Genomic DNA, 24,800 nt, shown 5'->3' with positions numbered 1-24,800 from the left:
ACGCCTCAACGTCTCAGCCACGCCGCCGCAAACGCATCGGCCGGTTTGGGCCGTCCAAACAGAAAGCCCTGGGCGTCGAGGCATCCCATCTCGGCCAGCAGCGCGGCCTGCTCTTGATGTTCGACGCCTTCCGCGAGGGTTTTCATGTCCAGGGCATCGGCCATGGCAATAATGGTTTGCACAATGGCACGGTCATGCTGGTTGTCGAGCATCTCGCGCACGAACGAGATATCGATTTTCAGCGCGTCGGCGGCAAAGTGCCGAAGATAGGCAAGGGATGAGTACCCGGTGCCGAAATCATCGATGTACAAGGCGTATCCGGCGGCCCGCATCGCCTGGGTGATCTCGACCGCCTGGTCGGGGTCACGCATGAAATCGCTCTCGGTTAACTCCAGCGCCAACGCGGAGGCGGGCACGCCTTGGGTCAACTCGGCAATATGCTGCGCTAGTTGCGGATCGGCAAACTGCTGGGCGGCGATATTGATGGACAGCCGTCCCGGCAGGGCGATCCCCCGGGTTTGCCATTCGCGCAGTTGCCGGGCAGCTTCGCCCAGTACCCAGTCGCCCAGCGCGCGAATCAATCCCCGTTCCTCGGCCAGGGGGATAAACTCGCCGGGGCTGACCCACCCCCATTCGGCATCGTGCCAGCGGCATAGCGCCTCAGCACCGGTCAACTGTCCGGTTTCGAGGTTGACCTGGGGCTGAAAATACAGCGCCAGACGGTTATCCACCAGCGCCTGATGCAGCCGCTCGGCCATCTTCTGACGGCGGCGCTGATGATGCATCATGTCGTGGCTAAACGGACAGATGATGCCGTCACGCTTGGCGAAGTGCAGCGCGATACTCGCCGCCTTGAAAAGCTCAGCCGCCACCGTGGCATCGGCAGGGTAGCGGGCAAAGCCCATGCTGACCTGCAGATTGAAGGCGTTATGCTCCAGGTGAATCGTCTTGCCCACCGCACCGCGCAGGTCATCCAGCTTAGCCGACAACTCAGCCTCGCTGGGATTGGCCAGCAATATCGCAAATTCGTCGCCGGACAGACGTGCCAGAAAGCCGCCGTCGGGAATGACGCCCTCCAGGCGCCCGGCGATCGTCGACAGCAGTTGATCCCCCACCTGGTGGCCATGGGTGTCGTTGATCTCTTTAAAGCGACGAATATCGAGCAGGATCAAGCTCAGCGACTGAAGGCGGCGGGCAGCGTCGCGCAACATCTTGGCGTGAATATCCATGAAGCGCACCCGGTTGGAAAGCCCGGTGGTGCCGTCCACATACGCCAGCTGATACATGCGACGCTGGTCGCGACGCCGCTCCAGTTCCGCCGCGGCCCCGGTGGACAGGATACGCAACACCGAGGTTGCAAAGGCGTTGGTACTCAGCGGCTCGCGGTAGAACACCATCATCACGCCGATCGCGTCGCCCTCGGCGTTATCCAGGCGTCGACCTATCCAGGCCTGGGCCTGGATCGCCTTTCCGGGGATCGGGGCGTAGTGGCCGCAATGGGACACCGCTTCGCGTTGAGTGATGACCTGCTCGCAGGGTGAGCCGTTCAACAAGAAGCTCTGGTTGAGCAAGGCCTCCCCGTCGGCGATGACGCTCACCGTGCTGATGGTGGCTGAGGTGTTCTCGTTGGCGTCGTAGAGAGGACGGTCGAGCAGTGCGATAAAGCCGCTATCGGCGTCCAGCAATTCGACCAGGGTGCCGATCAACTGCTGGAAGTAATCATCGCCGACGTGCGACGTGACCGTCGATGCTACCTGCATGACCGCCTGCTGAACCCGCTGGGCTTCCTGGCTCTCGGTCACATCGGTGATAAACCCTTCCAGGCAGAGCACCTCGCCCGCGTCATCAAACACCGCCTGGCCCTGCTCCCACATCCAGCGTAGTTGACCGTCACGATGGCGCAGCCGATAGGTCACCTGGTAAGGGCGCTTGTTATCGATGGCCGCCTGGGTCTCCTCAAGGACGCTTTCGGCATCTTCGGCATGTATCAGCTCGGCAAAGCTGGTTCGGTGGTTATCCACCAGCTCATCGGGATGATACCCGGTAAGCTGATAGGCTCCCTGGCTGACCAGCTCCATGGTCCAATGGTCATCGTTGAGGCAGCGATAGGCCATGCCCGGCAGATGATTGAGCAGCGTATCCAGGCGGCGTTCGCTTTCCCGCGCCACCACCTCGCTGGCCTTGAGAGCCGCCTCGGCCTGCTGGCGCCCTAGCTCGGCGCCGGCCTGGGCCGCCACGATGCTTAGCACTTCCCTGGCGAGACCATTCAGCGACATCGGCGAGTTTTTCAGCACCGCCAACAAGCCAATGGGCGTGCCGTCGCTTGAATACAACGGCAGGCCCATGTAGCTTTCAGCCCCCAGTTCGGCGAGCATATGGTCGTCGGGAAAGCGCTGCTGAACATTGCAGGCATACAGGCAAGGTTCACGACCGACCACGCCCTCGCAGGGGGTGCCGGCCAGCGGATAGGTTACGTTGGGCAGAAAGCGATCGTTGGACCAGACCGCCAGGGTTTCTGCGAGGTTGGTCGGCAAGTCGTCGTGGACGGCATTACCCGCATTGACGCGAGCCACCAGGACGTGATCCACCCCCAGCAGCTTGGCCAGACGCTCCACCAGCGTAGGATAAAAATGCGGGGTACCGGCTTGCCCCATTCCTTCCGCCAACTGCCGAAACGTATCGGCTGCTTTGATGCCCGTCTGCATGGCTTGTCTCGCTGTCCTTTTAACTCAGCTTATCTGGAAGTGCCCCGGCGGTGAAGCACCTACCCATAAACGCTTAGTCGACATCTACAGCTCCACCAAGGGTATTAGCCCCACCTCTAGCAATATAAGATGAAAAAAAGCAACCGGGCTATTAAGCTGGAGGAAGAAAAGGAGCCGACATGACGGGCATTATCATTAGCGATGACACACAGCAATTGGCCACACCGACACTCCCGGACTTTCTGCAGAGCGATTTGACCCAGTGTGCCTCGCTGCCGTCACTGCCGACGGTGGCCATTCGCGTGCTGGAAGTCGCGGGGTACCCGGACGCCACCCTGAATGATTATGCCCATGCCATCGAGCGAGACCCGGCGCTGACGCTGAGGCTTATTTCGCTTGCCAACAGCGCCTTTTATGCGCGCCATCACACCGAAACGCATTCATGCCTGGAAGCCACCTCACGGCTTGGCCTGGATGCTACGCTGGCCGCCGTGATGAGCTTCAGCCTTTGGCGCGACCGTCAGGCGGACGACCAGATTCAACGTATCTGGGGGCGCTCCATCGTCGCCGCGCTGGCAGCACGCTATCTCGCCGAACAGCTCTGCCCCGACCAGTCGAACTTCGTGTTCACCGCAGCGCTGCTGCAGGATATCGGCATGCTGGCCCTTATGGCGGTTTACCCCCGTGATGCCCAGGAGCTCTACACCACCATGCCGCTTTCCCACTCGCAAATCAGCGATGGCGAACACACGCGCTTTGGCTGCGACCATCCATCGGTAGGCGGCTGGCTCGCCGCGAGATGGGGAGTACCGGCCTCCCTGGCCCAGGCCATCAGCGACAGCCACGGCGAGATCAGCACTCGGGACGGTATTCCCCGGTTTTGCCTACGCCTGTCCGGGCTGATTGCCGACGCCTGGCTGTCCTCCACCCCCAGCCAGTTGCTTGCCGTGCTGATCAGCAAGCTGGAACCGGTGGACATCGCCTCTTCGATCTCGCTCAGCGAGCTGCTGAACAGCGTGGAGAGCCAACTGCCGCCACTGGCCGATCTGTTTGACCTTACCATGCCGTTTGCGCACGATCATGAGGCGTTGGTCACCCAGGCACAACACCTGCTTTTCCAGCAGACGCTGTCGCTCAACGCCCGCCTGGACGCCCAGCAGCAGGAAATCGAGAGCCTGCGCCAACGCCAGACCGAGCTCGAAGAGCGCAGCCGTCGGGATCCCCTCACCGGGCTCGCCAACCGCGCCTGGCTCGAAGAGCAGCTCCACCTGCACTTTGCGCTTTGTCGGGAAGAGGAACGCACCATGTCGGTGGTGTTCATCGACCTTGACCACTTCAAAAAACTCAACGACCGCTTCGGTCACCAAACCGGCGACCGGGTGCTTGAGCGCTTCGGTCATGTGTTGGGATCGCTGGCTCGTGAAGGGGATCTCGCCGGCCGTTACGGCGGCGAAGAGTTCCTGATCATTCTGCCCGGCGAGACCGCCAAAGGCGCACAGCGGTTCGCCCAGCGTATCGCCAAGCGCCTGGCGGAAACGCCCATGGAAATGATCGACGGGCGGGAGCTCTTCGTATCGGTGTCGATCGGCATCGCCTGCCTGAGCGACGGCGGGTTTAGTAATGGCCGCGAACTCATCGATGCCGCCGACCAGAGCATGTATTTCATCAAGCGCACTGGCCGCGGTGGCATCTCACTGTACGGGCATTAGGCACTGCCTGAACCCGCAGTGACCATGGACGCCGCCTCCCAAGGCTATCGGTTCATCGCGTAAGGTAAATACAGCGCAATGTTGGGGAACAGGTGCATCAAGGCCACCGCCACCAGCATCAGCAGAAAGAACGGCAGCGTTGCTTTAGTGATGGTCAGGATATCCTTCCCGGTGAGACCTTGTATCACGAAGAGATTAAAGCCCACGGGCGGCGTGATTTGCGACATCTCGACCACAATCACCAGGTAGATGCCAAACCAGATCAGGTCGAAGCCGGCGGCGGACACCAGCGGCATGATAATCGAGGTGACCAGCAGAATCAGCGAAATCCCGTCCAGAAAACAGCCCATCACCAGCAATAGCGCCGTCAACGCGATCAGCAGCATCGTCGGCGACAGGCCCATTTCCCCAATCGCTTGCGCCAGCTTCATCGGGACCTGGGTAAAGCCCATGGCCGAGGTAAGAAATGACGCCCCGGCAATGATGAAGGCGATCATGCACGCCGTGCGCACCGCCGCGAACAGCGAGCTGTGAAATATTTCGCGGTTGAAGTGGCCATTACACCGCGCAATGATCATCGACAGCACCACCCCGACCGCCGCCGCCTCGGTGGGCGACGCCAAGCCGCCGTAGATCGACACGATAATCCCGCCAATCAACAACAGGATGGGGATCAGCGACCAGGTATTACGCAGCTTTTCGGCAAAGCTCATTCCCGACTCGTCATTACCGGTCAGCCCGGCACGGTTGCCCTTGAGCAGCGACCAAAGCACCAGATAGCCCATGAACATCGAAAGAATCATCAGGCCAGGGCCAATGCCTGCCATAAACAGCCGCGAGATGGATTGCTCGGTCACGACGCCATAGACGATCAGCACGATGGAGGGAGGAATCAACAACCCCAGTGTCGAGGCACTCGCCAGAGTGCCAATCGCCATCTGCGGGTCGTAACCCCGGCGTTCCAGCTCCGGTAAGGTCATCTTGCCCACCGTGGCACAGGTGGCCGCCGACGAGCCACACACCGCCGCGAACATGCCACTGCCGATGATATTGGTGTGTAGCAAACGCCCAGGGAACCGGTTTAACCAGGGCGAAAGCCCACGAAACATGTTATCGGCCAGCCCCGAGCGGAACAGGATCTCGCCCATCCAGATGAACATCGGCAGCGCGGTGAGATCCCAACCGTAACTCGCCCCCCAAAAATCAGACGCCAGCACCGGGCCTGGTTCAAACGAACTGAACATGGAGAGCGTTATCCAGGCGGTGCCAATCAACGCAAAGGCAATCCAAACGCCGCTGCCCAACAGCACCAGCAGGGTCAGGATGGTGACGACACTAAGTAGCAGCACAGGGCATCTCCCACAAGGTTCAGGGGTCGTTGTTTTCTTCGCTGGCCATGACTTCGCGAAAACGTGATGGGTCCTTGAATGCCAGGCGCAGCGCCATCACCAGCGCCTCGCCCAGCGCCAAACACAGCAAGGCAACGCCGGTCACCAACACGGCTTGGGGAATCCACAGCGGAATCGACAAAAAGCCTGAGGAAACATCGTTATAGGCGATGCTTTCGCGGATCAACGCAATCAACCCGTAGCAGAGCAGCAGGCTAAGCGTCAGCGCCACCATCAAGCCAAACACCTCGAACCAGACTCGGAGCGTCGAGGGAAGCCGGGTAATCAGCAAGGTTACCCGGATATGGGCGTGGTGGACGAAGGTATACGCCAAGCCTAGAAAGGTGGCACCAACCAGCAGATAAGATGCCATTTCAGAGACGCCGGTGATGCTGATGTTTAGTCGCGCGCTACCGACCATGACCAGTAGCGCATCGACCAACCGAGAAAACACCTGGGTCGAGACCAGCGCGCAAATCGCGATCATGCAAAGCGCAGCGCCCCAGGCACCCAGGCGATAAAGCTTATCGAATTTGAACGTCATCGGTTTGGCCTCTTGCGCGCAAAGCGGCGCAGTATCTGCGCCGCTCAACACAGGTCATCAATCCTCAAGTTGATCACGGTATGACTGCAGCGCTTCCTTGGCTTGATCGTCAGCCCGGGATTCCCAATCGGCAAACAGTTCATCACCCGCTTGTTGCAGCGCCTCCCCCACATCCTCGTTGGGTTCGGAAACGGTGATGCCGTTTTCTTTGAGTATCGCCAGGCTTTCCTGGTTATCTTCACGGCTCATTTCCCAGCCGCGCTCTTCGGCTTTCTCGGCCGCTTCCATCAAGGCATCCTGGGTGTCGTCGTCCAACTGGTCAAAGCTGCGCTGATTGATAAAGACGATATTCTTGGGCAGCCAGAGGTTGGCATCGGTGTAATGCGAGACGTAATCCCAGGCAGCCATCGAATTGCCCGTAGAACTCGAGGTGATCATGGCATCCACGCGGCCGGTGCTGAACGCCGTGGGGATATCGGACTCTTCCGTCTCCGTCGGGCTTCCCCCCAGGTTTTCAATAAACCGCTGGGTATTGATATTGGGCGCCCGCACGCGCAAGCCGTCAAACTGATCCGGGTCAGTCAGTTCTTCAGCGGTGTAAATACCCTGAGCCGGCCAGGGAACGGCGTAAAGCGGGATCAGGCCTTCTTCCTCAAAGAGGTCACTGATGATTGGCTTGGTGGCTTCCCAAAGCGCATAGGCCTCTTCATAGCCTCCGGCCACACCAGGTAGGGTATCCACCTCAAAAATCGGGTTTTCATTGGAGAGTACCGAGAGGAATATCTCCCCCGCGGCAATGGTGCCACGGCGTACCGACGGCTTGATCTCGCCGTGAGACACAAGAGCACCACCGCTTTGCACGTTGATGGTCAGGTCTCCATCCGTTGCCTCGGCAACGTCTTCGGCAAACTGCTTGGTATTCTGGGTATGAAAACTGGCATCGCCATATGGCGTGGCCATGGTCCAATCGGCGGCCTGGGCGGTGGCAGCGACGCTGCACGCTGTCGCCAGAAGCAGTGGCGTGGCAATACGGATACGCATGATAGAAGCCCTCTTGTCAGTATGGTGGTGTCGTGCCGTGTGGTGGCGAGCTTGACGTAGGCGGTGCTTTTTCATCACCTTTAAGCCTATAGCGTAGTGTCGTTGATAATCTTACCTTGCTTAAGCGTCAACCCTTTTTCCACGGCACAACAGCACGATACCCTTGGCGACGCCAAAAACGGCTGGCAGTGACGGCTACCCGTCCATATAGTGAATAAAGATTGGCTGGCACAACGATTCGTCGCTCGACTGGCGCTTGGATAACAAACAGGAGGCCCCATGACCCTTCCGCTGCTCAACTGCGATATGGGCGAGAGCTTTGGCAACTGGTCGATTGGCCTGGACGACGAAGTGATGCCCTTTGTTGACTGCGCCAACATAGCCTGCGGCTACCATGCCTCCGACCCGCACGTCATGCGCCGAACGGTCAGGCTGGCGGCCAAGCACAAGGTGCGCATCGGCGCGCACCCGGGCTACCCGGATTTGATGGGGTTTGGCCGACGCTCCATGGCCTGTTCGCCCGGCGAAGTCGAGGATATGGTGCTCTATCAAATGGGCGCCCTGGCGGGCATCTGCCAGGCAGAGGGCACCCAGCTCAGCTACGTCAAACCCCACGGCGCCATGTACAACGATATGGCCGCCAACCCGGCGCTGCTCGAGGGGGTCATGCGCGCGGTGCGCGCCTTCGATGCCCGCCTGCCGCTGATGGTCATGGCCACTGCCGCTCCCGAACCGCACCGCGAGCTGGCCGACAAGCTGGGCCTGACCCTCTGGTTTGAAACCTTTGCCGACCGGGCCTATGAAGCCAACGGCCATCTGGCGTCGCGGCGACTGCCCGACGCCGTCCATCACGACCAGGCGACCATCGTTGACCAGGCGGTCATGCTGGCTAAAGGCGAGTCACTCACCGCTTTGGATGGCACTGCCCTGTCGCTGCCTTGCGACACGCTTTGCGTTCACGGCGACAACCCCGAATCGGTGGCCGCCGTACGCGCCATTCGCGAAGCATTCAACGCGCTGGAGTCAGCGTGAAGCTGCGTATCGAAACCGCCGGGATGGAAGCCTTGATGGTGCGTTTGTTCGACACCATCGATGTCGCCAACATGGCCTGGGTCTTGGCGGCAGACCAGGCACTTCGCGAGGCCTTTGGCGACGCGCTGATTGACCTGGTGCCGTCCTATACCACCCTGCTGCTGCACTATGATGCCCGCAAGTTGAGCCATGTCGAAGCCCAGGCGCGGATCCACCATGCCCTGACAGACCTCACCCCCGCCGATACCCGGCAAGGCCAGCGCCATGAGATTCCCGTGTGGTACGACGAGAGTGTCGGGCCCGACCTGCCGCGCGTGGCCAAGCGCGCCGGCCTCAGTATTGCCGAGCTTATCGACCGGCACTGCCGGGACGAATACGGCGTGTTTGCCCTGGGATTTGCGCCGGGGTACGGGTTCATGGGGCTGGTCGATGACGCCATCGCCACGCCGCGCCTGACAACCCCGAGACGCCACGTCGCCGCCGGTAGCGTGGGCATCGCGGATCGCCAGACGGCGATTTACCCACTGCCCTCACCCGGTGGCTGGAACCTGCTGGGACGCACGGCGGTGCCGCTGTTTGAGCACGCCAAACGCGGGGAACCGCTATTGCGTCCAGGCGACAGCGTACGCTTCCGGTCTATCTCCCGCGCCGACTTTGAGGCCCAGGGTGGCGATACCACGCCGATGGAGGAACGCTCGTGAGCCAGGCAGGATTAGTGGTAAAAAAGGCAGGGCCGCTGGCATTGGTTCAAGACGCAGGACGCTTTGGCGTGGGTCATCTGGGTGTCACCCAGGGCGGCGCTGCCGACTGGATCGCGTTTTACTGGGCCAACTGGCTACTGAGCAACCCGCTGAACAGCGCGACGCTGGAAATCGTCATGGGCGGTGGTCTGACGCTCGTCGCCCACGGCGACGTTCGGCTGGCCCTCACCGGTGCCGACCTCGCGGCGACGGTGGACGGTCAACCGTTGGCGCCGAACGCCAGCTTTACCCTGCGTTCAGGGCAGCAGCTGGTGTTTCAGCAGCCGCGTCACGGTTTGCGTGCCTATCTGGCGTTTCCCGGCGGGCTCAACGCCCCCGAGGTGCTGGGCAGCCGCGCCTGTACCGCTCGCGAACAGCTGGGCGGCCTCGAGGAGGACGGCCAGCCACTTAAAGCAGGGCAATATTTAACCTGGCAGGGCAACGACCGCTCCTCACGCACGCTGCCTGAGGGGGCTGGGCCAGTAATGCCGACGTCCGGCTGTCGCCTGCCCATGGTCCTTGGATCCCAGGCGTCGAGTTTTTCCGGCCGCAGCCTTTATCAGGCGTTCAACACGCCCTGGCAGGTCGATAACCGCGCCGACCGCATGGGGGTGCGGTTAACCGGCCCGGTGCTCAGCGGCACGCTGAGCGGCATCATTTCGGAAGGCATACCGCTGGGGGCGGTGCAGGTACCCCCGGACGGTCAGCCCATTGTGTTGATGAACGACCGCCAGACCATCGGCGGCTACCCTCGCCTGGGGGCGTTGACGCCGTCCGCCTGTGCGGCGCTGGCCCAGTGCCTGCCCGGTACCGAGGTGTGGCTGACGCCGGTCAGCGTCAGCCACGCCCAGGCCGACTATCGTCGGCAACATGCCAAGTGGGCGACCGCTTAGGCAGCGCTGACCGCGTTGAGGGGCATGGCAGGACCAAAGTGCTCGTAGTGGCGATGCGAATCTGCCACGCCCAGCTGCTTCAGCGACTGCTCGACGGCTTCCATCATGCCATGGGGACCAACGAAGTAGCAGTGCGCACCTTCGGGTAAATAGTCGGCCAGCAGTGCCTGGTTAAGACGCCCTTGATGGTCGCCGGCGTCGCTTTGCTCAAACACGGTCACCAGCGTGAACTGTAACGGATAGGCTTTTTCAAGCGCACGTAGTTCATCGGCAAAGGCCCAGTGCTCGGGGGTTTGTGCCGCGTGCAGATACACCACCCGGCGGCCCTGGCCAAGCGCCTGCTTGGCCATCGGCAGCAGCGGGGTCTGACCCACGCCGCCGCTGATCAACATCAGCGGGGCTTCGCCGGGTACCAGCGTCATCTCGCCCGCCGGGGGGAGTAGCTCGACCACCCCGCCATTGGCCAACTGGTCGTGGAAATAACGACTGACGCGACCGTCGTTCTCGCGCTTGATCGACACCCGGTAAGCGCGGCCATTGGGCGTTGCCGACAGGCTGTAGTGACGATGCACCGGCTCGCCGTCGATGGTCACCTTGACGCCGATGTACTGACCAGGGGCATGCGCCGCCACGGGGCCACCGTCTTCGGGCTCGAGGATGAACGAGCGAATCACCGCGCTTTCCTGCTGACTCGCCGCCACGTGGAAGCGCCGGGTACCGCGCCAGCCGCCCTCGCGCTGCTCAAATTCCTGGTAGCGGTTTTCTTCCAGGTCGATCAGCAGGTCGGCCAGTTCCTGATACAGCGCGCCCCAGGCGTCGGCAATCTCCGGCGTCAGCGCATCACCCAACACCTCGCCAATCGCCATCATCAGGCACTCGCCCACAATCGGATACTGCTCGGGCAGGATACCCAGCGACACGTGCTTGTTGACGACCGTTTCCAGCGTTTCGCGCGCTTTGACCGGATCCTGACGAATCCCCACGTAGGCCAACACCGCCCCCGCCAGCGCCCGCGGCTGGGCGCCGTTTTGCTGGTGAACCTGATTGAAAAGCGGCTTCACGCTGGGGTAGCGCTCGAACATCAGCGGGTAAAAACGCTGGGTAATAGTGTTCAGGTGTTCCGCCACGACGGGGGCGGTGGCGGCGATTAACGCTTCTTGGTCTTGAGTCAGCATGGTGAGCCTCACGGATTGGGTGGTGCGTGCATGGTTTTATTAAAGTAGTATCCATAATACATCTTTAAGTGTGCTCGCCAATCCCCAGCGACAATCTGCCACATCGCCACACTCGACCCGGCGGGGGGGGGCTTGTATAAGCTTCGCCCTGGCACCGATTCACCGTACAATGACGCCTGCCCGATGCTTCTCTTTGACCCTCCCCGGACGGCTTATGCACCTGACCAGTTTTACCGATTACTCCATTCGCGTGCTGCTGTATCTGGCGGTGAAAGGCGAGGCGCGCGCGACGATCGACGAAATCGCCTCGACTTATAACGTCTCGCGCCATCACGTAATGAAGATCGTCCAGGAGCTCAATCAAAAAGGCTATCTCACCGCCCTGCGCGGCAAGCACGGCGGCCTGTGGCTGAAGCGCGACCCGGCCACCATCCGGCTGGGCGCGCTGGTGCGCGACACCGAGCCCGAATTTGGCCTGGTGGAGTGCTTCCGCGATAAAAACGCCTGCGTCATCACCCCCGCCTGCCGCCTGCCGCCGGTGCTCAACGAGGCCCTGGAGGCGTTTTTTGCGGTGCTGGATCGCTACACCCTGGCGGACTTGCTGGACGAGCGACTACCTCAGCTACGCCAGCTGCTGCGCATCCCAGCGCTGGACGTAACCACTTAGCCGACGGGCCATACCTGAACGGCAAAACGTGACAATAAAATATAGCGACAAAAAAAGGGCGCTGCCTAATGGCAGCGCCCTTGTCTATCACGGGATCACTTAGACGATGAGGTCGAAGCGATCCGCGTTCATCACTTTCGTCCAGGCAGCAACGAAGTCGTTCACGAACTTCTCGGCGTTGTCGTCCTGAGCGTAGACTTCCGCGTAGGAGCGCAGCAGCGAGTTCGAACCGAACACCAGATCGACCCGCGAGGCTGTCCACTTCACGGCGTCCGTCCGGCGGTCACGGATTTCGTAAGCGTTGTTGCCCGCAGGCTTCCAGGCGTTACCCATGTCGGTCAGGTTAACGAAGAAGTCGTTGGTCAGCTGGCCTTCGCGGTCGGTGAAGACGCCGTGCTGGGTGCCACCGTGGTTGGTGCCAAGGACGCGCATACCACCGACCAGGACGGTCAATTCCGGGCCGGTCAGCCCCATCAACTGGGCGCGATCAAGCAGCATTTCTTCCGGCTTGACCACATAGTCTTTCTTCATCCAGTTGCGGAAACCATCGGCCAGCGGTTCAAGGGGCGCGAAGGAATCGGCATCGGTCATCTCGTCGGTGGCGTCACCGCGACCCGGCGTGAAGGGGACAAGCACCTCGTAACCCGCTGCTTTAGCCGCTTTCTCGATGCCTACGCTGCCGCCCAGCACGATCACATCGGCAATGCTGGCACCCGAGTCGGCAGAGATTTTTTCGTATACTGACAGCACCTTGGCCAGCCGCTCGGGCTCGTTGCCCGCCCAGTCTTTCTGAGGGGCAAGACGAATACGGGCGCCGTTGGCACCGCCACGCATGTCAGAACCACGATAGGTACGCGCGCTGTCCCAGGCGGTGGTGATCATGTCGCTGATGCTAAGACCACTTTCCGCGATCTGCTTTTTGACTTTCTCGATGGAATAGTCGGTGTTGCCGGCCGGAACGGGATCCTGCCAAATCAGATCTTCGTCGGGCACTTCCGGGCCGATGTAGCGCGACTTGGGCCCCAGATCGCGGTGGGTCAGCTTGAACCACGCCTTGGCGAAGGTCTGCTTGAAGTACTCCGGGTCAGCCATGAATTTTTCACAGTATGCCCGGTAGGTCGGATCCATCTTCATCGCCATGTCCGCGTCGGTCATGATCGGATTGTGACGGATCGACGGGTCGCTGGCGTCGACCGGCTTGTCTTCTTCCTTGATGTCCACCGGCTCCCACTGGTGAGCACCAGCGGGGCTTTTGCGCAGTTCCCACTCGTAGCCAAACAGCAGGTCAAAGTAACCCATGTCGAACTGGGTTGGGTTCGTCGTCCATGCGCCTTCGATACCCGATGTAACGGCATTGCTGGCCTTGCCGTCCATGTGCGGGTTATTCCAGCCAAAGCCCTGATTCTCGACGTCGGACGCTTCCGGCTCGGCGCTCAGCGCAGCCGCATCGCCGTTGCCGTGGCACTTACCTACGGTGTGGCCACCGGCGGTCAGCGCGGCGGTTTCTTCGTCGTTCATCGCCATACGAGCGAAGGTTTCGCGGATCTGCTGGCCGGTTTTCAGCGGATCGGGCTGACCATTGACGCCCTCGGGGTTAACGTAGATAAGCCCCATCTGCACCGCTGCCAGCGGGTTTTCCATGGTTTCGGGCTTGTCGACGTCGTCGTAACGCTCGTCGGAGGGCGCCAGCCACTCTTTCTCGTCACCCCAGTAGATGTCTTTTTCCGGCTCCCAGATATCTTCGCGACCGAAAGAGAAACCGTAGGCCGGCAGCCCCATGGATTCGTAGGCAACGGTGCCCGCGAGAATGAACAGATCCCCCCAGCTGAGCTTGTTGCCGTACTTCTTCTTGATCGGCCACAGCAGACGACGCGCCTTGTCCAGACTGGTGTTGTCCGGCCAGGAGTTCAGCGGCGCAAAGCGCTGGCTACCTGTACCGCCGCCACCACGGCCGTCGGCAATGCGGTAGGTACCCGCCGCGTGCCAGGCTAGACGAATCATCAGGCCGCCGTAATGGCCCCAGTCGGCCGGCCACCAGGGCTGGCTGTCGGTCATCAGCGCGTGAACGTCACGCTTGAGCGCATCGAAGTCGAGCTTTCTGACTTCTTCACGATAGTTGAAATCGACACCCATCGGGTCGGATTTGCGATCTTGCTGATGCAGGATATCCAGATTGATACCTTCCGGCCACCAATCCTTGTTGGAGGTGCCCGCAGAGGTGTTGCCACCGTGCATTACCGGACATTTGCCGCTCATGTTGCTCTCCCCTCAATTACTTTCGTCGCTGGCAAGTGCCAGCATGACCGTCGGTGGGTGCTCGCTAGCCAACGCTGACCCCGCAAACACCGCATTTATGTATCTAACGTTTTAGACCACTATCGCCATAGTCTCAATTTGCATTTAATCACTGATTTAATAGCTTTGACCTATAGACCACGGTAATCCCCGTTCCTAGCGGGTGAGCGTAAACGCTTCGGTGTCGATATCGGCCTGCTGGGCCTCGCTGTAGCGCTCGCCAGCGACTTGCTCGGGCGTCAGCATCGCGGTGAGCTGCTGACAGGTGGCGGCGTCCAGGTAGAGGGTCTCGGCCGAGAGGTTGTCGCGCATGTGGGCCATCGAGGTGGAGCCGGGGATCGGAATGACGTCGGCGCCCTGGGCATTGATCCACGCCAGCGCTAGCTGGGCAGAGGTGACGCCCAGACGCTTGGCAAGCAGGATGACGTCATCGAGCAGCTGCCGGTTATGGCGGAAGTTTTCCGCACTGAAGCGTGGCATCTGGCGGCGCATGTCGCCCTCGGGCAAGCGCGCCGGATCGCTGATTGCCTCGGCCAGGAACCCGCGCCCCAGCGGGCTGAATGCCACCAGGGCCGTGTTCGTCTCCCGGCAGGCCTCGAGCAGGGCAATCTCGGGATTGCGCGTCCACAGCGAGTATTCAGACTGCACGGCGGCAACGGGGTATTCCGTCACCGCACGGCGCAGCGTCGCCGCGGAAATTTCGGAAAGCCCCACCCCGCCGATCTTGCCGGCCTCCACCAGGCGGCCCAGCGCCCCGACGCTTTCCTCGATCGGCACTTGGCGGTCGAGGCGGTGCAGGTAATAGATGTCGATGTGATCGGTTTGCAGACGTTTAAGGCTGGCATCGCACTGGCGACGTAGCGTATCGGGGTGCCCGTCGATCACCCGCTTGCTTGTCGCGGGGTCAATCGCCATGCCGCCCTTGCTGGCCAGTAGCACCTGCTCACGCTTGCCCTTCAGCGCGCGGCCAAGCAGCGTTTCGTTGGCCGTGGCGCCGTAGAGCGTGGCAGTATCAAAGTGGCGGTAGCCCATATCGAACGCCGAATCGAGGGCGCGCAGCGCGTCCGCCTCGGGCACTTGCTGACCGTAGCCGTGGGAAAGGTTCATGCAGCCAAGCCCGATCGAAGGGGCGTGGACGGCGCGGAGGCGTTGAAGAAAACTCGACATGGCAATTCCCGTATTGATCACGCAACTGTTTTATAACGTTTCACCACCAAACTGCAACGCGACCAAATGGCGATAGAGCGCACTGGTCGTGATCAGCTCGCGGTGCGTCCCCGCCGCCACTAATCGGCCACCGTCGAGCACCAGCAGGCGATCCGCGGCGATCACCGTGGCCAGCCGATGGGCAATGACGATGCTGGTGCGCCCGACCATCAGCCGATCCAGCGCCTGCTGGACAAGGCGCTCGCTTTCCGCATCCAGCGCGCTGGTGGCTTCATCCAACAACAGCACGGCAGGATCTTTGAGCAGCGCCCGGGCGATGGCGAGGCGCTGACGTTGACCGCCGGAAAGCTGCACGCCTCCCGGGCCGAGAGGCGTATCGAAACCTTGCGGCAGCGCGTCGATAAAGCCCAGGGCGCTGGCGTCCTGGGCCGCCATGCGCAGTTTTTCGCTGCTCGCCCGAGGATCGCCGTAGCGCAGATTCTCGGCCACCGTGCCGCTGAACAGCACCGGCGCCTGCGCCACCAGCCCCATGACGCCGCGCAAGGCCACCAGGTCCAGGGTGCGAATATCGTAGCCATCCAGGGTGATGTGCCCGTTGTCTGGATCGTAAAAACGCAGCAACAGGGCCAACAAGGTGCTTTTGCCCGCCCCCGAGGGCCCCACAATGGCCACCCGTTCGCCCGGCTGGATATGCAGATCAACATCGACCAGCGCCGGGGTTTCCCGGCCAGGGTAGGTGAAGCTTAAGTTTTCCAGCGCAATATCGCCCTGCGATGGCCTCGGAAGGGCTTGCGGCTGCGTGGGCGACTGGATAGTGGGCTGGGTATCGAGCAGTTCCAGCAGGCGTTCCGCCGCCCCCGCCGCACGCTGCACGTCGCCCGCCACTTCGGCCAGGGTGGCAATCGCCCCTGCCGCCAGCACGGCGTAGAAAATAAACGCCGACAGCTCACCGGGACTCATGGTGCCGGCCAACACCGCCTGACCGCCCTGCCAGAGCATCAAGCCCACGGCGGTGAACACCACCAGCATGGCGATGCCGGTCAGCCAGGCGCGCTGCTGAGTGCGCTCCACGGCGCTGCCGAACGCCTGCTCCACGCGCTGGCCGTAGTGGGCTTTATCCACCGGCTCGTGGGTAAACGCTTGAAGTGTCTGGAGGCCACTCAAAGCTTCTTCGGCATAGCGACCAAGCTCGGCGACCCGATCCTGGCTGGTACGCGAAAGTCGCCTGACCCGGCGGCCGTACCACACGATAGGCAATAGCGTCGCCGGAATGCCGATCAGCACCATCGCCGACAGCCACGGCTGGGTCACCAGCATGAGCACCACGGCACCCACCAGCATGACCAGGTTACGCAGCGCCAACGACACCGACGAGCCGAACAGGCTTTGCAGGACGCTGGTATCCGCCGTCAGCCGTGAGGCGATCTCGCCGGCGGCGCGGCCGTCGCTGGCGCTCTCGAAAAAGCTCGGCTCGAGAGTCAATAAATGGTCAAACACGCGCTGACGCAGGTCGGCCGCCAGCCGCTCGCCGATCCAGGTCACCTGGTAATAGCGCAGCGCGGACGCCAGCGCCAGCACCGTCACCACGACCAGCATCAGCGCCAGCGATTGGGCCAGCGCCTGCTGATTTGCGGCCAGAAACCCACGATCGATCACCAGACGCAGTCCGTTGCCCAGCAGCAGAACGCTCCCCGAGGCCAACAAAAGCGCCAGGCCTGCCAGGGCCAGCCGCACCCGATAGGGGCGAAGCAGCCCCAGCAGGCGCAGCAGCACGCGGGGGTCAGGGCGTTGGTTCATGATGGCAAGTACTCGAAAAAGAAGGCGGTCAATGACCATAGCAGGCGTATCGAGGGCATGCACAGCATAAAAAAAGCCCGCGATGGCTCGCGGGCTTCTTGCTTGGTCGCTATCTCACTGGCTCGAACCTATTCAACCAGCGGCAGTAGCGAGTTGATGCTGTCGCGGGCGTCGCCGTAGAACATCCGGCTGTTTTCCTTGAAGAACAGCGGGTTCTCGATGCCCGAGTAGCCAGTGCCCTGGCCGCGCTTGCAGATGAACACCTGCTTGGCTTCCCAGACCTTCAATACCGGCATGCCAGCGATCGGGCTGTTGGGATCTTCCTCGGCCGCCGGATTGACGATGTCGTTGGAGCCAATCACGATCACCACGTCGGTCGAGGCGAAATCGTCGTTGATTTCGTCCATTTCCAGCACGATGTCATAGGGCACCTTGGCCTCGGCGAGCAGCACGTTCATATGGCCTGGCAGGCGTCCCGCCACGGGGTGGATACCGAAGCGTACTTCCTTGCCCGCCGCACGCAGCTTGCGCACCAGGTCGCTGACCGCGGTTTGCGCCTGCGCCACTGCCATGCCGTAACCCGGCACGATGATGACGCTGTCGGCGTCGTTCAAGGCGCTGGCTACCCCGTTTGCATCAATCGCCACCTGCTCGCCTTCAATCTCGGCGGCCGGCCCTTGGGTGCCGCCAAAGCCGCCCAGGATGACGCTCACAAAGTTACGGTTCATCGCCTTGCACATGATGTAGGAGAGAATCGCACCGGAGGAGCCAACCAGCGCACCGGTGACGATCAGCAGGTCGTTGGATAGCGTGAAGCCGATGGCAGCCGCCGCCCAGCCCGAGTAGCTGTTGAGCATGGAGACCACGACCGGCATGTCCGCCCCGCCGATGCCCATGATCAGGTGGTAGCCGATAAAGAACGCCAGCGCCGCCAGCAGGATCAGCGTCCAGAAGCCCGCGCCGTTGAGGTACATGATCGCCAGCAGAAGCGACAGCGCCGCTGCCCCGGCGTTGAGCATATGCCCGCCCGGCAGCTGCTTCGGCTTACCGTCGACCTTGCCGGCCAGCTTGCCAAAGGCGATGACCGAGCCGGTAAAGGTCACCGCGCCGATGAAGATCCCCAGCACCACCTCGACCTGCAGGAACATCAGCTCGTCCGGTGCCTTGGTGGCCACCAGCGCCGCAAAGGCAGAGAACGCTTCCGTCGAGGCGTCCGCCGCTTGCGCCGCCATCACTCGACGGCGCTCCAGATCCGCGCTCCAGGCAACGAAGACCGCCGCCAGACCCACAAAGCTGTGCAGCGCGGCGACCAGCTGGGGCATTTCGGTCATCTCGACCTTTTTAGCCAGATAGATGCCGATGGCCGCCCCGATCAGCATCATGGGAATCAGCCACCAGTAGCCGCCGATGCCCGGGCCAAAGGCGGTAAAAAACACCGCCACTGCCATGCCGACGATGCCGTACCACACCGCCCGCTTGGCTTTTTCCTGATTGCTCAACCCCCCAAGCGAGAGGATGAATAACACGCTCGCCGCGATGGACGCAGCGGATACGAATTCTTGACCTAACATAGTCTGTCTCCGCCGCTTAAGATTTTTGGAACATCGCGAGCATCCGGCGTGTCACCAGGAAGCCGCCCACGATATTGATGGTCGCGATCAACACCGAGATCGCCGCGAGAATACCGACGATCACACTGCCGGTGCCAATCTGCAGAATGGCGCCGAGAATGATGATGCCCGAAATCGCGTTGGTGACCGCCATCAGCGGCGTGTGCAACGAGTGGCTGACGTTCCAGATCACCTGGAAGCCGATAAAGCAGCCCAGCACGAACACGATGAAGTGCTGCATGAATGACGCGGGGGCGACCTGCCCAAGCAGCAGCATCAGCGCGCCACCCACGGCCAGCAAGCCGATCTGGCGCTTGGACTGCGCCTTGAACGCAGCGTGCTCGGCGGCCTTTTTCTCCTCCGGCGTAGGCTCCTTTTCTTTCTTCTTGGGCTTGGCCGCACCGATCGCTTTCACCTTGGGCGGCGGCGGCGGGAAGGTAACTTCACCCTGGTGCGTCACGGTGGCACCACGGATCACGTCATCGTCCATGTTGTGATTGATCACGCCGTCTTTTTCGGGCGTCAGATCGGTCAGCATGTGACGAATATTGGTGGCGTAGAGCAGCGACGACTGGGTGGCCATGCGCGAGGGGAAGTCAGTGTAACCCACCACGACCACGCCGTTATCACTTACCACACGCTCGTCGGGCTTGGTCAGGTCGCAGTTGCCGCCCTTCTCGGCGGCCAGGTCGATGATCACCGAGCCGGGCTTCATTTCGGCGACCATGTCCTCGAGCCACAGCTTGGGCGCGGGCTTACCGGGGATCAGCGCGGTGGTAATAACGATGTCCACGTCCGGCGCCTGCTCGCGGAAACAGGCCAGCTGCTTCTCGCGGAACTCGGGGCTGGAAGGCGCCGCATAACCACCGCTTTCGGAACCGTCCTGGCTTTCGTCAAACTCGAGAAACAGGAACTCGGCGCCCATGGACTCGATCTGCTCGGAGACTTCGGGGCGCACGTCGAAGGCGCGCACGACCGCCCCCAGACTGGTGGCCGTACCGATCGCCGCCAGACCCGCCACGCCGGCACCGACCACCAGCACCTTGGCAGGCGGCACCTTGCCGGCGGCGGTGACCTGACCGGTGAAGAAGCGGCCAAAGTTGTTGCCTGCCTCGATGACCGCACGGTAACCCGCGATATTGGCCATGGACGATAGCGCGTCCATCTTCTGTGCCCGGGAGATACGCGGCACCATGTCCATGGCCACCACGGTGGCGCCCTGCGCCTTGCAGGCTTCCAGCAGCGCCTCGTTCTGCGCTGGCCAGAAGAAGGTAATCAGGGTCTGGCCTTCACGCAGCAGCGTCACTTCCGCGTCGGACGGTTCGCGGACTTTAATGACCACCTCGGCATCGCGCCAGAGCGCATCGGCGCTGTCCAGCACGCTGACACCCGCATTGCGATAGGCGTCGTCATTGAAGCCCGCCGCCTCACCGGCGCCGGTTTCAATCAGACACTCGTGGCCCAATTTCTGGATATGTTGGGCGCTCTCGGGCGTGAGCGCGACGCGCGCTTCACCCCGGGCGCTTTCCTTCGGTGCGCCTATTTTCACTCGCATTCTCCTTTATTTTAGGCCTTAAGCTTTACCTTCCTGCAGTGCCGCCGGTCAGACATTGGACACTGCCCATTTTCGACGTTAGTCAAAGCGCTTCTCAGTCGCCTAGGATCTAACGCGATCATCGATAGATACTATTCAACCTTTGATTCAACTGCGTTGTTTAATTACAACATGGGGCTAAGCCAGTGTGCATGATGGGCTCACCAACGTCTAAATTCGTTAGCCAGCTCAAAAAAAGCCTGATAAAACCACCTACCAGCATAACGCTTAGGGTACCGTCATTTGGCGTGGGAGCGTCATGCTCGCTTCCGTGAGCGCCATTACGTTTGAGAGGCCGCCAGCGCTTGATCAATATCCGCCAGCAGGTCGTCGATATGCTCAATACCGATCGATAGGCGTACCATATCCGGCGTGACGCCAGCGGTTTTGAGCTCTTCCTCATTCAGTTGGCGGTGCGTGGTCGACGCCGGAATGGAAGAACAGCTCTTGGCATCGCCGATATTGACTAGCCGCAGGATGAGCGCCAGGGCATCGTAGAAGCGCTCACCGGCGGCCTGGCCCCCTTCAATACCAAAGCTGAGAATCCCCGAGGCGTGGCCGTTCATGTACTGCTTGGCCAGCGCGTGATCGGGGTGATTTTCCAAGCCGGCATAGTGTACCCAGGTGACCAACGGGTGGCTCTCCAGGTGTTTGGCAACGGCCAGGGCGTTAGCACAAATACGCTCAATGCGCAGCGAAAGCGTTTCCAGCCCCTGCAATAGATTCCAGGCCGCCTGAGCAGACAGCGCTGCGCCCATATTGCGTAGCGGCACCACCCGGGCGCGGGCAATGAAGGCTGCATCGCCCACATCGCGGGTATAGCTCACGCCGTGATAGGAAACATCGGGTTCCGTCAGCAGTGGAAAGCGATGGGCGTTCGCGGCCCAGGGGAAGGCACCCGAATCCACGATCACGCCGCCCACGGTGGTGCCGTGGCCACCGATATATTTGGTGGCGGAATGGATGACGATATCCGCCCCGTGTTCAATGGGCCGACACAGAAACGGCGTCGCGGTGGTGTTATCGACCATCACCGGCACCCCGTGACGATGGGCCGCCTCGGCGAGCTTCATCAGGTCGACCACTCCCCCGGAGGGGTTACCAATACTTTCGCAGAAAACCGCTTTGGTTCGCTCGTCGATCAGTGCTTCGATACCGTCAATATCGTCCTTGTCGGCAAAGCGTACCTGGATACCCTGGCGTGGCAAGGTGTGGGCAAACAGATTGTAGGTACCGCCATACAGCTCGCTGATCGAGACAATGTTATCGCCCGCTTCGGCGATGGTCTGGATCGCATAGGTGATCGCCGCCATCCCCGACGCCACCGCCAGCCCGGCGATACCGCCTTCCAGCGCAGCGACCCGCTGCTCCAGCACCGCGCAGGTGGGGTTCATGATGCGCGAGTAAATGTTGCCTTCCACTTTAAGATCAAACAGATCCGCCGCGTGCTGCGCACTGTCGAAGGAAAACGACGTGGTTTGATGAATCGGCACCGCGACGGCATTTTGTGAATCCGGCGCGTAGCCATGGTGAAGGGCAATGGTGTCTGGTTTCATGAGGACGGCTCGCTATTTTTTGTTGAGTTCCGCTAATGATCCTAAACAAGCGCCGCACGGAAGGCCAATAATGCAGTAAGACTCAGGAGGGCTTTTTAATCTCTGGATGGGTAGACATCACCATGCTTAACCGTGAAAGCATTCATCAACAACCGCATCAGGGGATAGATACGGAATATCACAACGACCACTTGTCTATGTTCTGACGCATATCTTGAAAGGCGACGTTCCTATTCACGCGCTGCAAATGCAGGCTTAGGCGCATTGACGTTGCGCATGCTTGGTGGCCTAAGCCCGGCTGACATAACGACACCCCGAAAGCGGCGAAACCGGCAACGTCGGGAGGGGTGCTATCGACACCTCCCAGAGCTGAGCGGCTTAGCACTCGATGGCATTGACGGCGAGGCCACCCTTGGAGGTCTCCTTATACTTGTCCAGCATGTCTCGACCGGTATCGCGCATGGTACGGATGACCTTATCCAGCGAGATGAAATGCGTGCCATCGCCGTGCAGGGCCATCTGAGCGGCATTGATGGCCTTGATGGTGGCAATGGCGTTGCGCTCGATACAGGGCACCTGCACCAGTCCGCCAACGGGGTCGCAGGTCAAGCCCAGGTTATGCTCCAGGCCGATTTCGGCGGCATGCTCCACCTGCTCAGGGGTTCCTCCCATGACATCCGCCAGGCCGGCGGCTGCCATGGCGCACGCCGAGCCCACCTCTCCCTGGCAGCCGACTTCGGCGCCGGAGATCGAGGCATTTTTCTTGCAGAGAATGCCGATGGCGCCTGCCGCCAGCAAGAAGTCCACCACGTTTTTCTCACAGGCGTTGGCCTGGAATTTCATGTAGTAGTGCAGGACGGCGGGGATGATGCCCGCAGCGCCGTTGGTGGGCGCGGTGACCATGCGACCGCCTGCGGCGTTTTCTTCGTTGACGGCAAGGGCAAAGATGTTTACCCACTCCATGGCGGAAAACGTCGAGGCGATCAGGCACTCATTCTGTTCCGCCGCCTCAAGCCGCTGGTGAAGCAGCTTGGCACGCCGCTTGACGTTCAAGCCCCCCGGCAGAATCCCCTCATGCGTCAGTCCATTGTCGACGCATTCGCACATGACCTGCCAGATACGCCACAGCTCGTCTCTGACCTCTTCTTCCGTGCGCCAGACTTTTTCGTTTTCCAGCATCAACCGGCTGACGCTCAGCTGGTTGTCTTTACACAGCGCCAGGAGTTCTTCCGCAGTGTCGAAGTTGTACGGCAGGGTGACGCCCCCCAGATCGTCCAGCGGCATATCCACCTGGGCCTGTTCGACGACAAAGCCCCCCCCCACCGAATAGTAGGTGTTTTCATAGACCAATTGGCCCTGATGCGTAAAAGCGGCCAGCTTCATGGCATTAGGGTGGTGAGGTAGGCTCTCTTCATGAAAATAAAGATCCTGCTTCCAGTCGAACTGGACGTCTTTTTCTCGACCCAACGGCAGGATCTGGCTTTCTTTCAGTGCCTGGATGGCTGGATTGATGATCGAGGGATCGATCCTATCGGGGCGCTCCCCCATCAGCCCCATGATGATCGCATGATCGGTGGCGTGCCCAACCCCCGTCGCGGACAGCGACCCGTAAAGATGCACTTCCAGACGCGCCACCTGATCCATCAGACGGTGTTCGCGCAGCGTGGCGACATAGTTGAACGCCGCCTGCATGGGCCCGACGGTATGGGAACTGGAGGGGCCTACACCAATCTTGAAAAGGTCGAAGACACTGATAGGCATTGGAACACCTCTTATCGTAGAAACAGGTAACCTCAGGCATGGCCTGAAACGTTTTATAAGTTATTGAGTGTTTGACATGACCATAACGACAACGACGTTATGGGCAGTTACCGCCCAGTGACGTCTATCGTTGCTGATCCGTCTTTTTAGCCAAGCAAAGGGGTAGTTAACGCTAGCCAGCGTCTGTTAGCGGTTGCCGTCACCCGATCATGAAACGCGCTTTTTTGACAGCGCTTATTCGTTATTTAATTGCTGAATACGACGGTACGCCCGGCGTAAAAGAAGACCCGGCGTTCCAGATGATAGCTGACCGCCCTGGCCAGGGTGAGACATTCGATATCACGTCCCTTGGCGACCAGATCCTCGGGATAATGGGTATGGTCCACGGGCTCGACGCCCTGTGCAATAATCGGCCCTTCGTCGAGGTCGTTATTGATGTAGTGCGCCGTGGCGCCGACCAGCTTGACCCCTTTCTCGTAGGCCTGATGATAGGGCTTGGCGCCCTTGAAGCCTGGCAGCAGCGAATGGTGGATATTGATCGCCCGACCGGCCAGCAGCTCGCACATGCCAGGCGACAGCACCTGCATGTACCTTGCCAGCACCACCAGCTCGGCGTCGGTTTCCGCGATAATGTCGCGCACCTGAGCCTCTTGCTGCAGTTTCGTCTCGGGGCTGATGGGTAGATAGTGATAAGGCAGGCCGTGCCATGTGGCCAGCGGCTCAAGATCCGGATGATTGGAAATGATGGCCCGGATATCGATGGGCAACTGCCCGGTACGATAGCGGTAGAGCAGATCATTCAGGCAGTGATCCGCCTTCGAGACAAGAATCACGGTACCCGTACGCTTGCCGGGCGGTGTCAGCTCGAACTGCATGCCGAATTCGTCCGCCCGCGCGGCAAAATCCGCATGGAAGAGCGATTCGTCGAACGCGTCACGTTCTGGGCGGAACTCGGCGCGAATGAAGAAGCGCCCGCCGAGCCGATCGTCGAAAGAGTTGAGTTCGGTGATGTAGCACGCCTGCTCTTTGAGAAAGCGTGTAACGACGTCCACCGTGCCCAGACGGCTCGGGCATTGGGCGGCAAGTATCCAGGTATCACTCATTCGGCTCATGGTGCATGCATCTC

General features: G+C 61.0%; 18 protein-coding genes. 5 read left to right on the top strand and 13 right to left on the bottom strand.

Translation table 11 applies throughout. The features are described from left to right. Positions 1-5: 5 nt before the first annotated feature. Positions 6-2,705, bottom strand: a complete 2,700-nt coding sequence (locus tag QC815_RS12845; protein ID WP_310540134.1) for an EAL domain-containing protein — start codon at positions 2,703-2,705, stop codon at positions 6-8. Positions 2,706-2,884: 179 nt separating this feature from the next. On the opposite strand from QC815_RS12845, the gene QC815_RS12840 reads away from it, so the two are divergent. Continuing rightward, positions 2,885-4,414, top strand: a complete 1,530-nt coding sequence (locus QC815_RS12840; RefSeq protein ID WP_310540132.1) for a sensor domain-containing diguanylate cyclase — start codon at positions 2,885-2,887, stop codon at positions 4,412-4,414. A 44-nt stretch (positions 4,415-4,458) separates the two neighbouring features. Here QC815_RS12840 and QC815_RS12835 read toward each other — a convergent pair whose 3' ends face one another. Genes QC815_RS12835 through QC815_RS12825 form a run of 3 tightly spaced genes read right to left on the bottom strand, consistent with a single transcriptional unit; the run spans position 4,459 to position 7,387 of the window. Continuing rightward, positions 4,459-5,763 carry a TRAP transporter large permease gene (locus QC815_RS12835; protein WP_230445761.1) on the bottom strand — a complete coding sequence of 435 codons (1,305 nt, stop codon included), beginning with the start codon at positions 5,761-5,763 and terminating at the stop codon, positions 4,459-4,461. A gap of 19 nt (positions 5,764-5,782) precedes the next feature. Beyond that, positions 5,783-6,346 carry a TRAP transporter small permease gene (locus QC815_RS12830; RefSeq protein ID WP_310540130.1) on the bottom strand — a complete coding sequence of 188 codons (564 nt, stop codon included), beginning with the start codon at positions 6,344-6,346 and terminating at the stop codon, positions 5,783-5,785. Between the two features lie 57 nt (positions 6,347-6,403). Next, a complete protein-coding gene (locus QC815_RS12825) occupies positions 6,404-7,387 on the bottom strand; it encodes a TRAP transporter substrate-binding protein (protein ID WP_310540128.1) in 984 nt (327 codons plus the stop codon). Positions 7,388-7,666: 279 nt separating this feature from the next. On the opposite strand from QC815_RS12825, the gene QC815_RS12820 reads away from it, so the two are divergent. From QC815_RS12820 to QC815_RS12810, 3 genes are read left to right on the top strand one after another with little or no spacing between them, the layout of a single operon-like run. Then, positions 7,667-8,419, top strand: a complete 753-nt coding sequence (locus QC815_RS12820; RefSeq protein WP_310540126.1) for a 5-oxoprolinase subunit PxpA — start codon at positions 7,667-7,669, stop codon at positions 8,417-8,419. Next, entirely contained in the window at positions 8,416-9,120 is a 705-nt protein-coding gene (pxpB, locus tag QC815_RS12815; RefSeq protein ID WP_310540124.1) for a 5-oxoprolinase subunit PxpB, read from the top strand. The genes QC815_RS12820 and pxpB overlap by 4 nt, the downstream gene beginning before the upstream one ends. Continuing rightward, positions 9,117-10,052, top strand: a complete 936-nt coding sequence (locus QC815_RS12810; protein ID WP_310540122.1) for a 5-oxoprolinase subunit C family protein — start codon at positions 9,117-9,119, stop codon at positions 10,050-10,052. Before pxpB ends, QC815_RS12810 begins: the two co-directional genes overlap by 4 nt. Here QC815_RS12810 and hmpA read toward each other — a convergent pair. After that, the gene (gene hmpA, locus QC815_RS12805) at positions 10,049-11,227 is read right to left on the bottom strand and encodes an NO-inducible flavohemoprotein (protein WP_230445755.1); all 1,179 of its coding nucleotides are present in this window, start codon (positions 11,225-11,227) and stop codon (positions 10,049-10,051) included. The genes QC815_RS12810 and hmpA overlap by 4 nt on opposite strands. 214 nt (positions 11,228-11,441) lie before the next feature. Between hmpA and QC815_RS12800 the strand changes: the two genes are divergently transcribed. Then, complete coding sequence (locus QC815_RS12800; RefSeq protein WP_230445754.1) at positions 11,442-11,894, top strand: Rrf2 family transcriptional regulator; 453 nt, start codon at positions 11,442-11,444, stop codon at positions 11,892-11,894. Between the two features lie 99 nt (positions 11,895-11,993). Here the strand turns inward: QC815_RS12800 and katG are convergent, their stop codons facing one another. The 8 genes from katG to purU all read right to left on the bottom strand — a co-directional run bounded on the left by katG (position 11,994) and on the right by purU (position 24,786). After that, positions 11,994-14,150: a catalase/peroxidase HPI gene (katG, locus tag QC815_RS12795; protein ID WP_230445753.1), complete on the bottom strand. Its 2,157-nt coding sequence runs from the start codon at positions 14,148-14,150 to the stop codon at positions 11,994-11,996. A gap of 195 nt (positions 14,151-14,345) precedes the next feature. Continuing rightward, positions 14,346-15,356, bottom strand: coding sequence for an aldo/keto reductase (locus QC815_RS12790; RefSeq protein WP_230445752.1), 1,011 nt, complete (start codon positions 15,354-15,356; stop codon positions 14,346-14,348). Between the two features lie 30 nt (positions 15,357-15,386). Next, entirely contained in the window at positions 15,387-17,153 is a 1,767-nt protein-coding gene (locus QC815_RS12785; RefSeq protein WP_310540117.1) for an ABC transporter transmembrane domain-containing protein, read from the bottom strand. Positions 17,154-17,281: 128 nt separating this feature from the next. Then, positions 17,282-18,724 carry an NAD(P)(+) transhydrogenase (Re/Si-specific) subunit beta gene (locus tag QC815_RS12780; protein WP_310540116.1) on the bottom strand — a complete coding sequence of 481 codons (1,443 nt, stop codon included), beginning with the start codon at positions 18,722-18,724 and terminating at the stop codon, positions 17,282-17,284. 16 nt (positions 18,725-18,740) lie between these two features. Then, positions 18,741-20,312, bottom strand: coding sequence for a Re/Si-specific NAD(P)(+) transhydrogenase subunit alpha (locus tag QC815_RS12775; protein ID WP_310540114.1), 1,572 nt, complete (start codon positions 20,310-20,312; stop codon positions 18,741-18,743). Positions 20,313-20,638: 326 nt separating this feature from the next. Next, positions 20,639-21,913, bottom strand: coding sequence for an O-acetylhomoserine aminocarboxypropyltransferase/cysteine synthase family protein (locus QC815_RS12770; RefSeq protein WP_310540111.1), 1,275 nt, complete (start codon positions 21,911-21,913; stop codon positions 20,639-20,641). A gap of 378 nt (positions 21,914-22,291) precedes the next feature. After that, positions 22,292-23,674, bottom strand: a complete 1,383-nt coding sequence (locus QC815_RS12765) for an L-serine ammonia-lyase (protein WP_230445747.1) — start codon at positions 23,672-23,674, stop codon at positions 22,292-22,294. A 245-nt stretch (positions 23,675-23,919) separates the two neighbouring features. Then, positions 23,920-24,786 (bottom strand): formyltetrahydrofolate deformylase, encoded by an 867-nt coding sequence (purU, locus tag QC815_RS12760; protein WP_230445746.1) that lies wholly within the window; start codon positions 24,784-24,786, stop codon positions 23,920-23,922. Positions 24,787-24,800: the final 14 nt, after the last annotated feature.

The sequence above is a fragment of the Vreelandella gomseomensis genome (assembly GCF_031451645.1).
GTDB classification, from domain to species: domain Bacteria; phylum Pseudomonadota; class Gammaproteobacteria; order Pseudomonadales; family Halomonadaceae; genus Vreelandella; species Vreelandella gomseomensis.
Note: the sequence above shows the minus strand (reverse complement) of the source record. Positions and strands in the feature narration are given on the sequence as shown.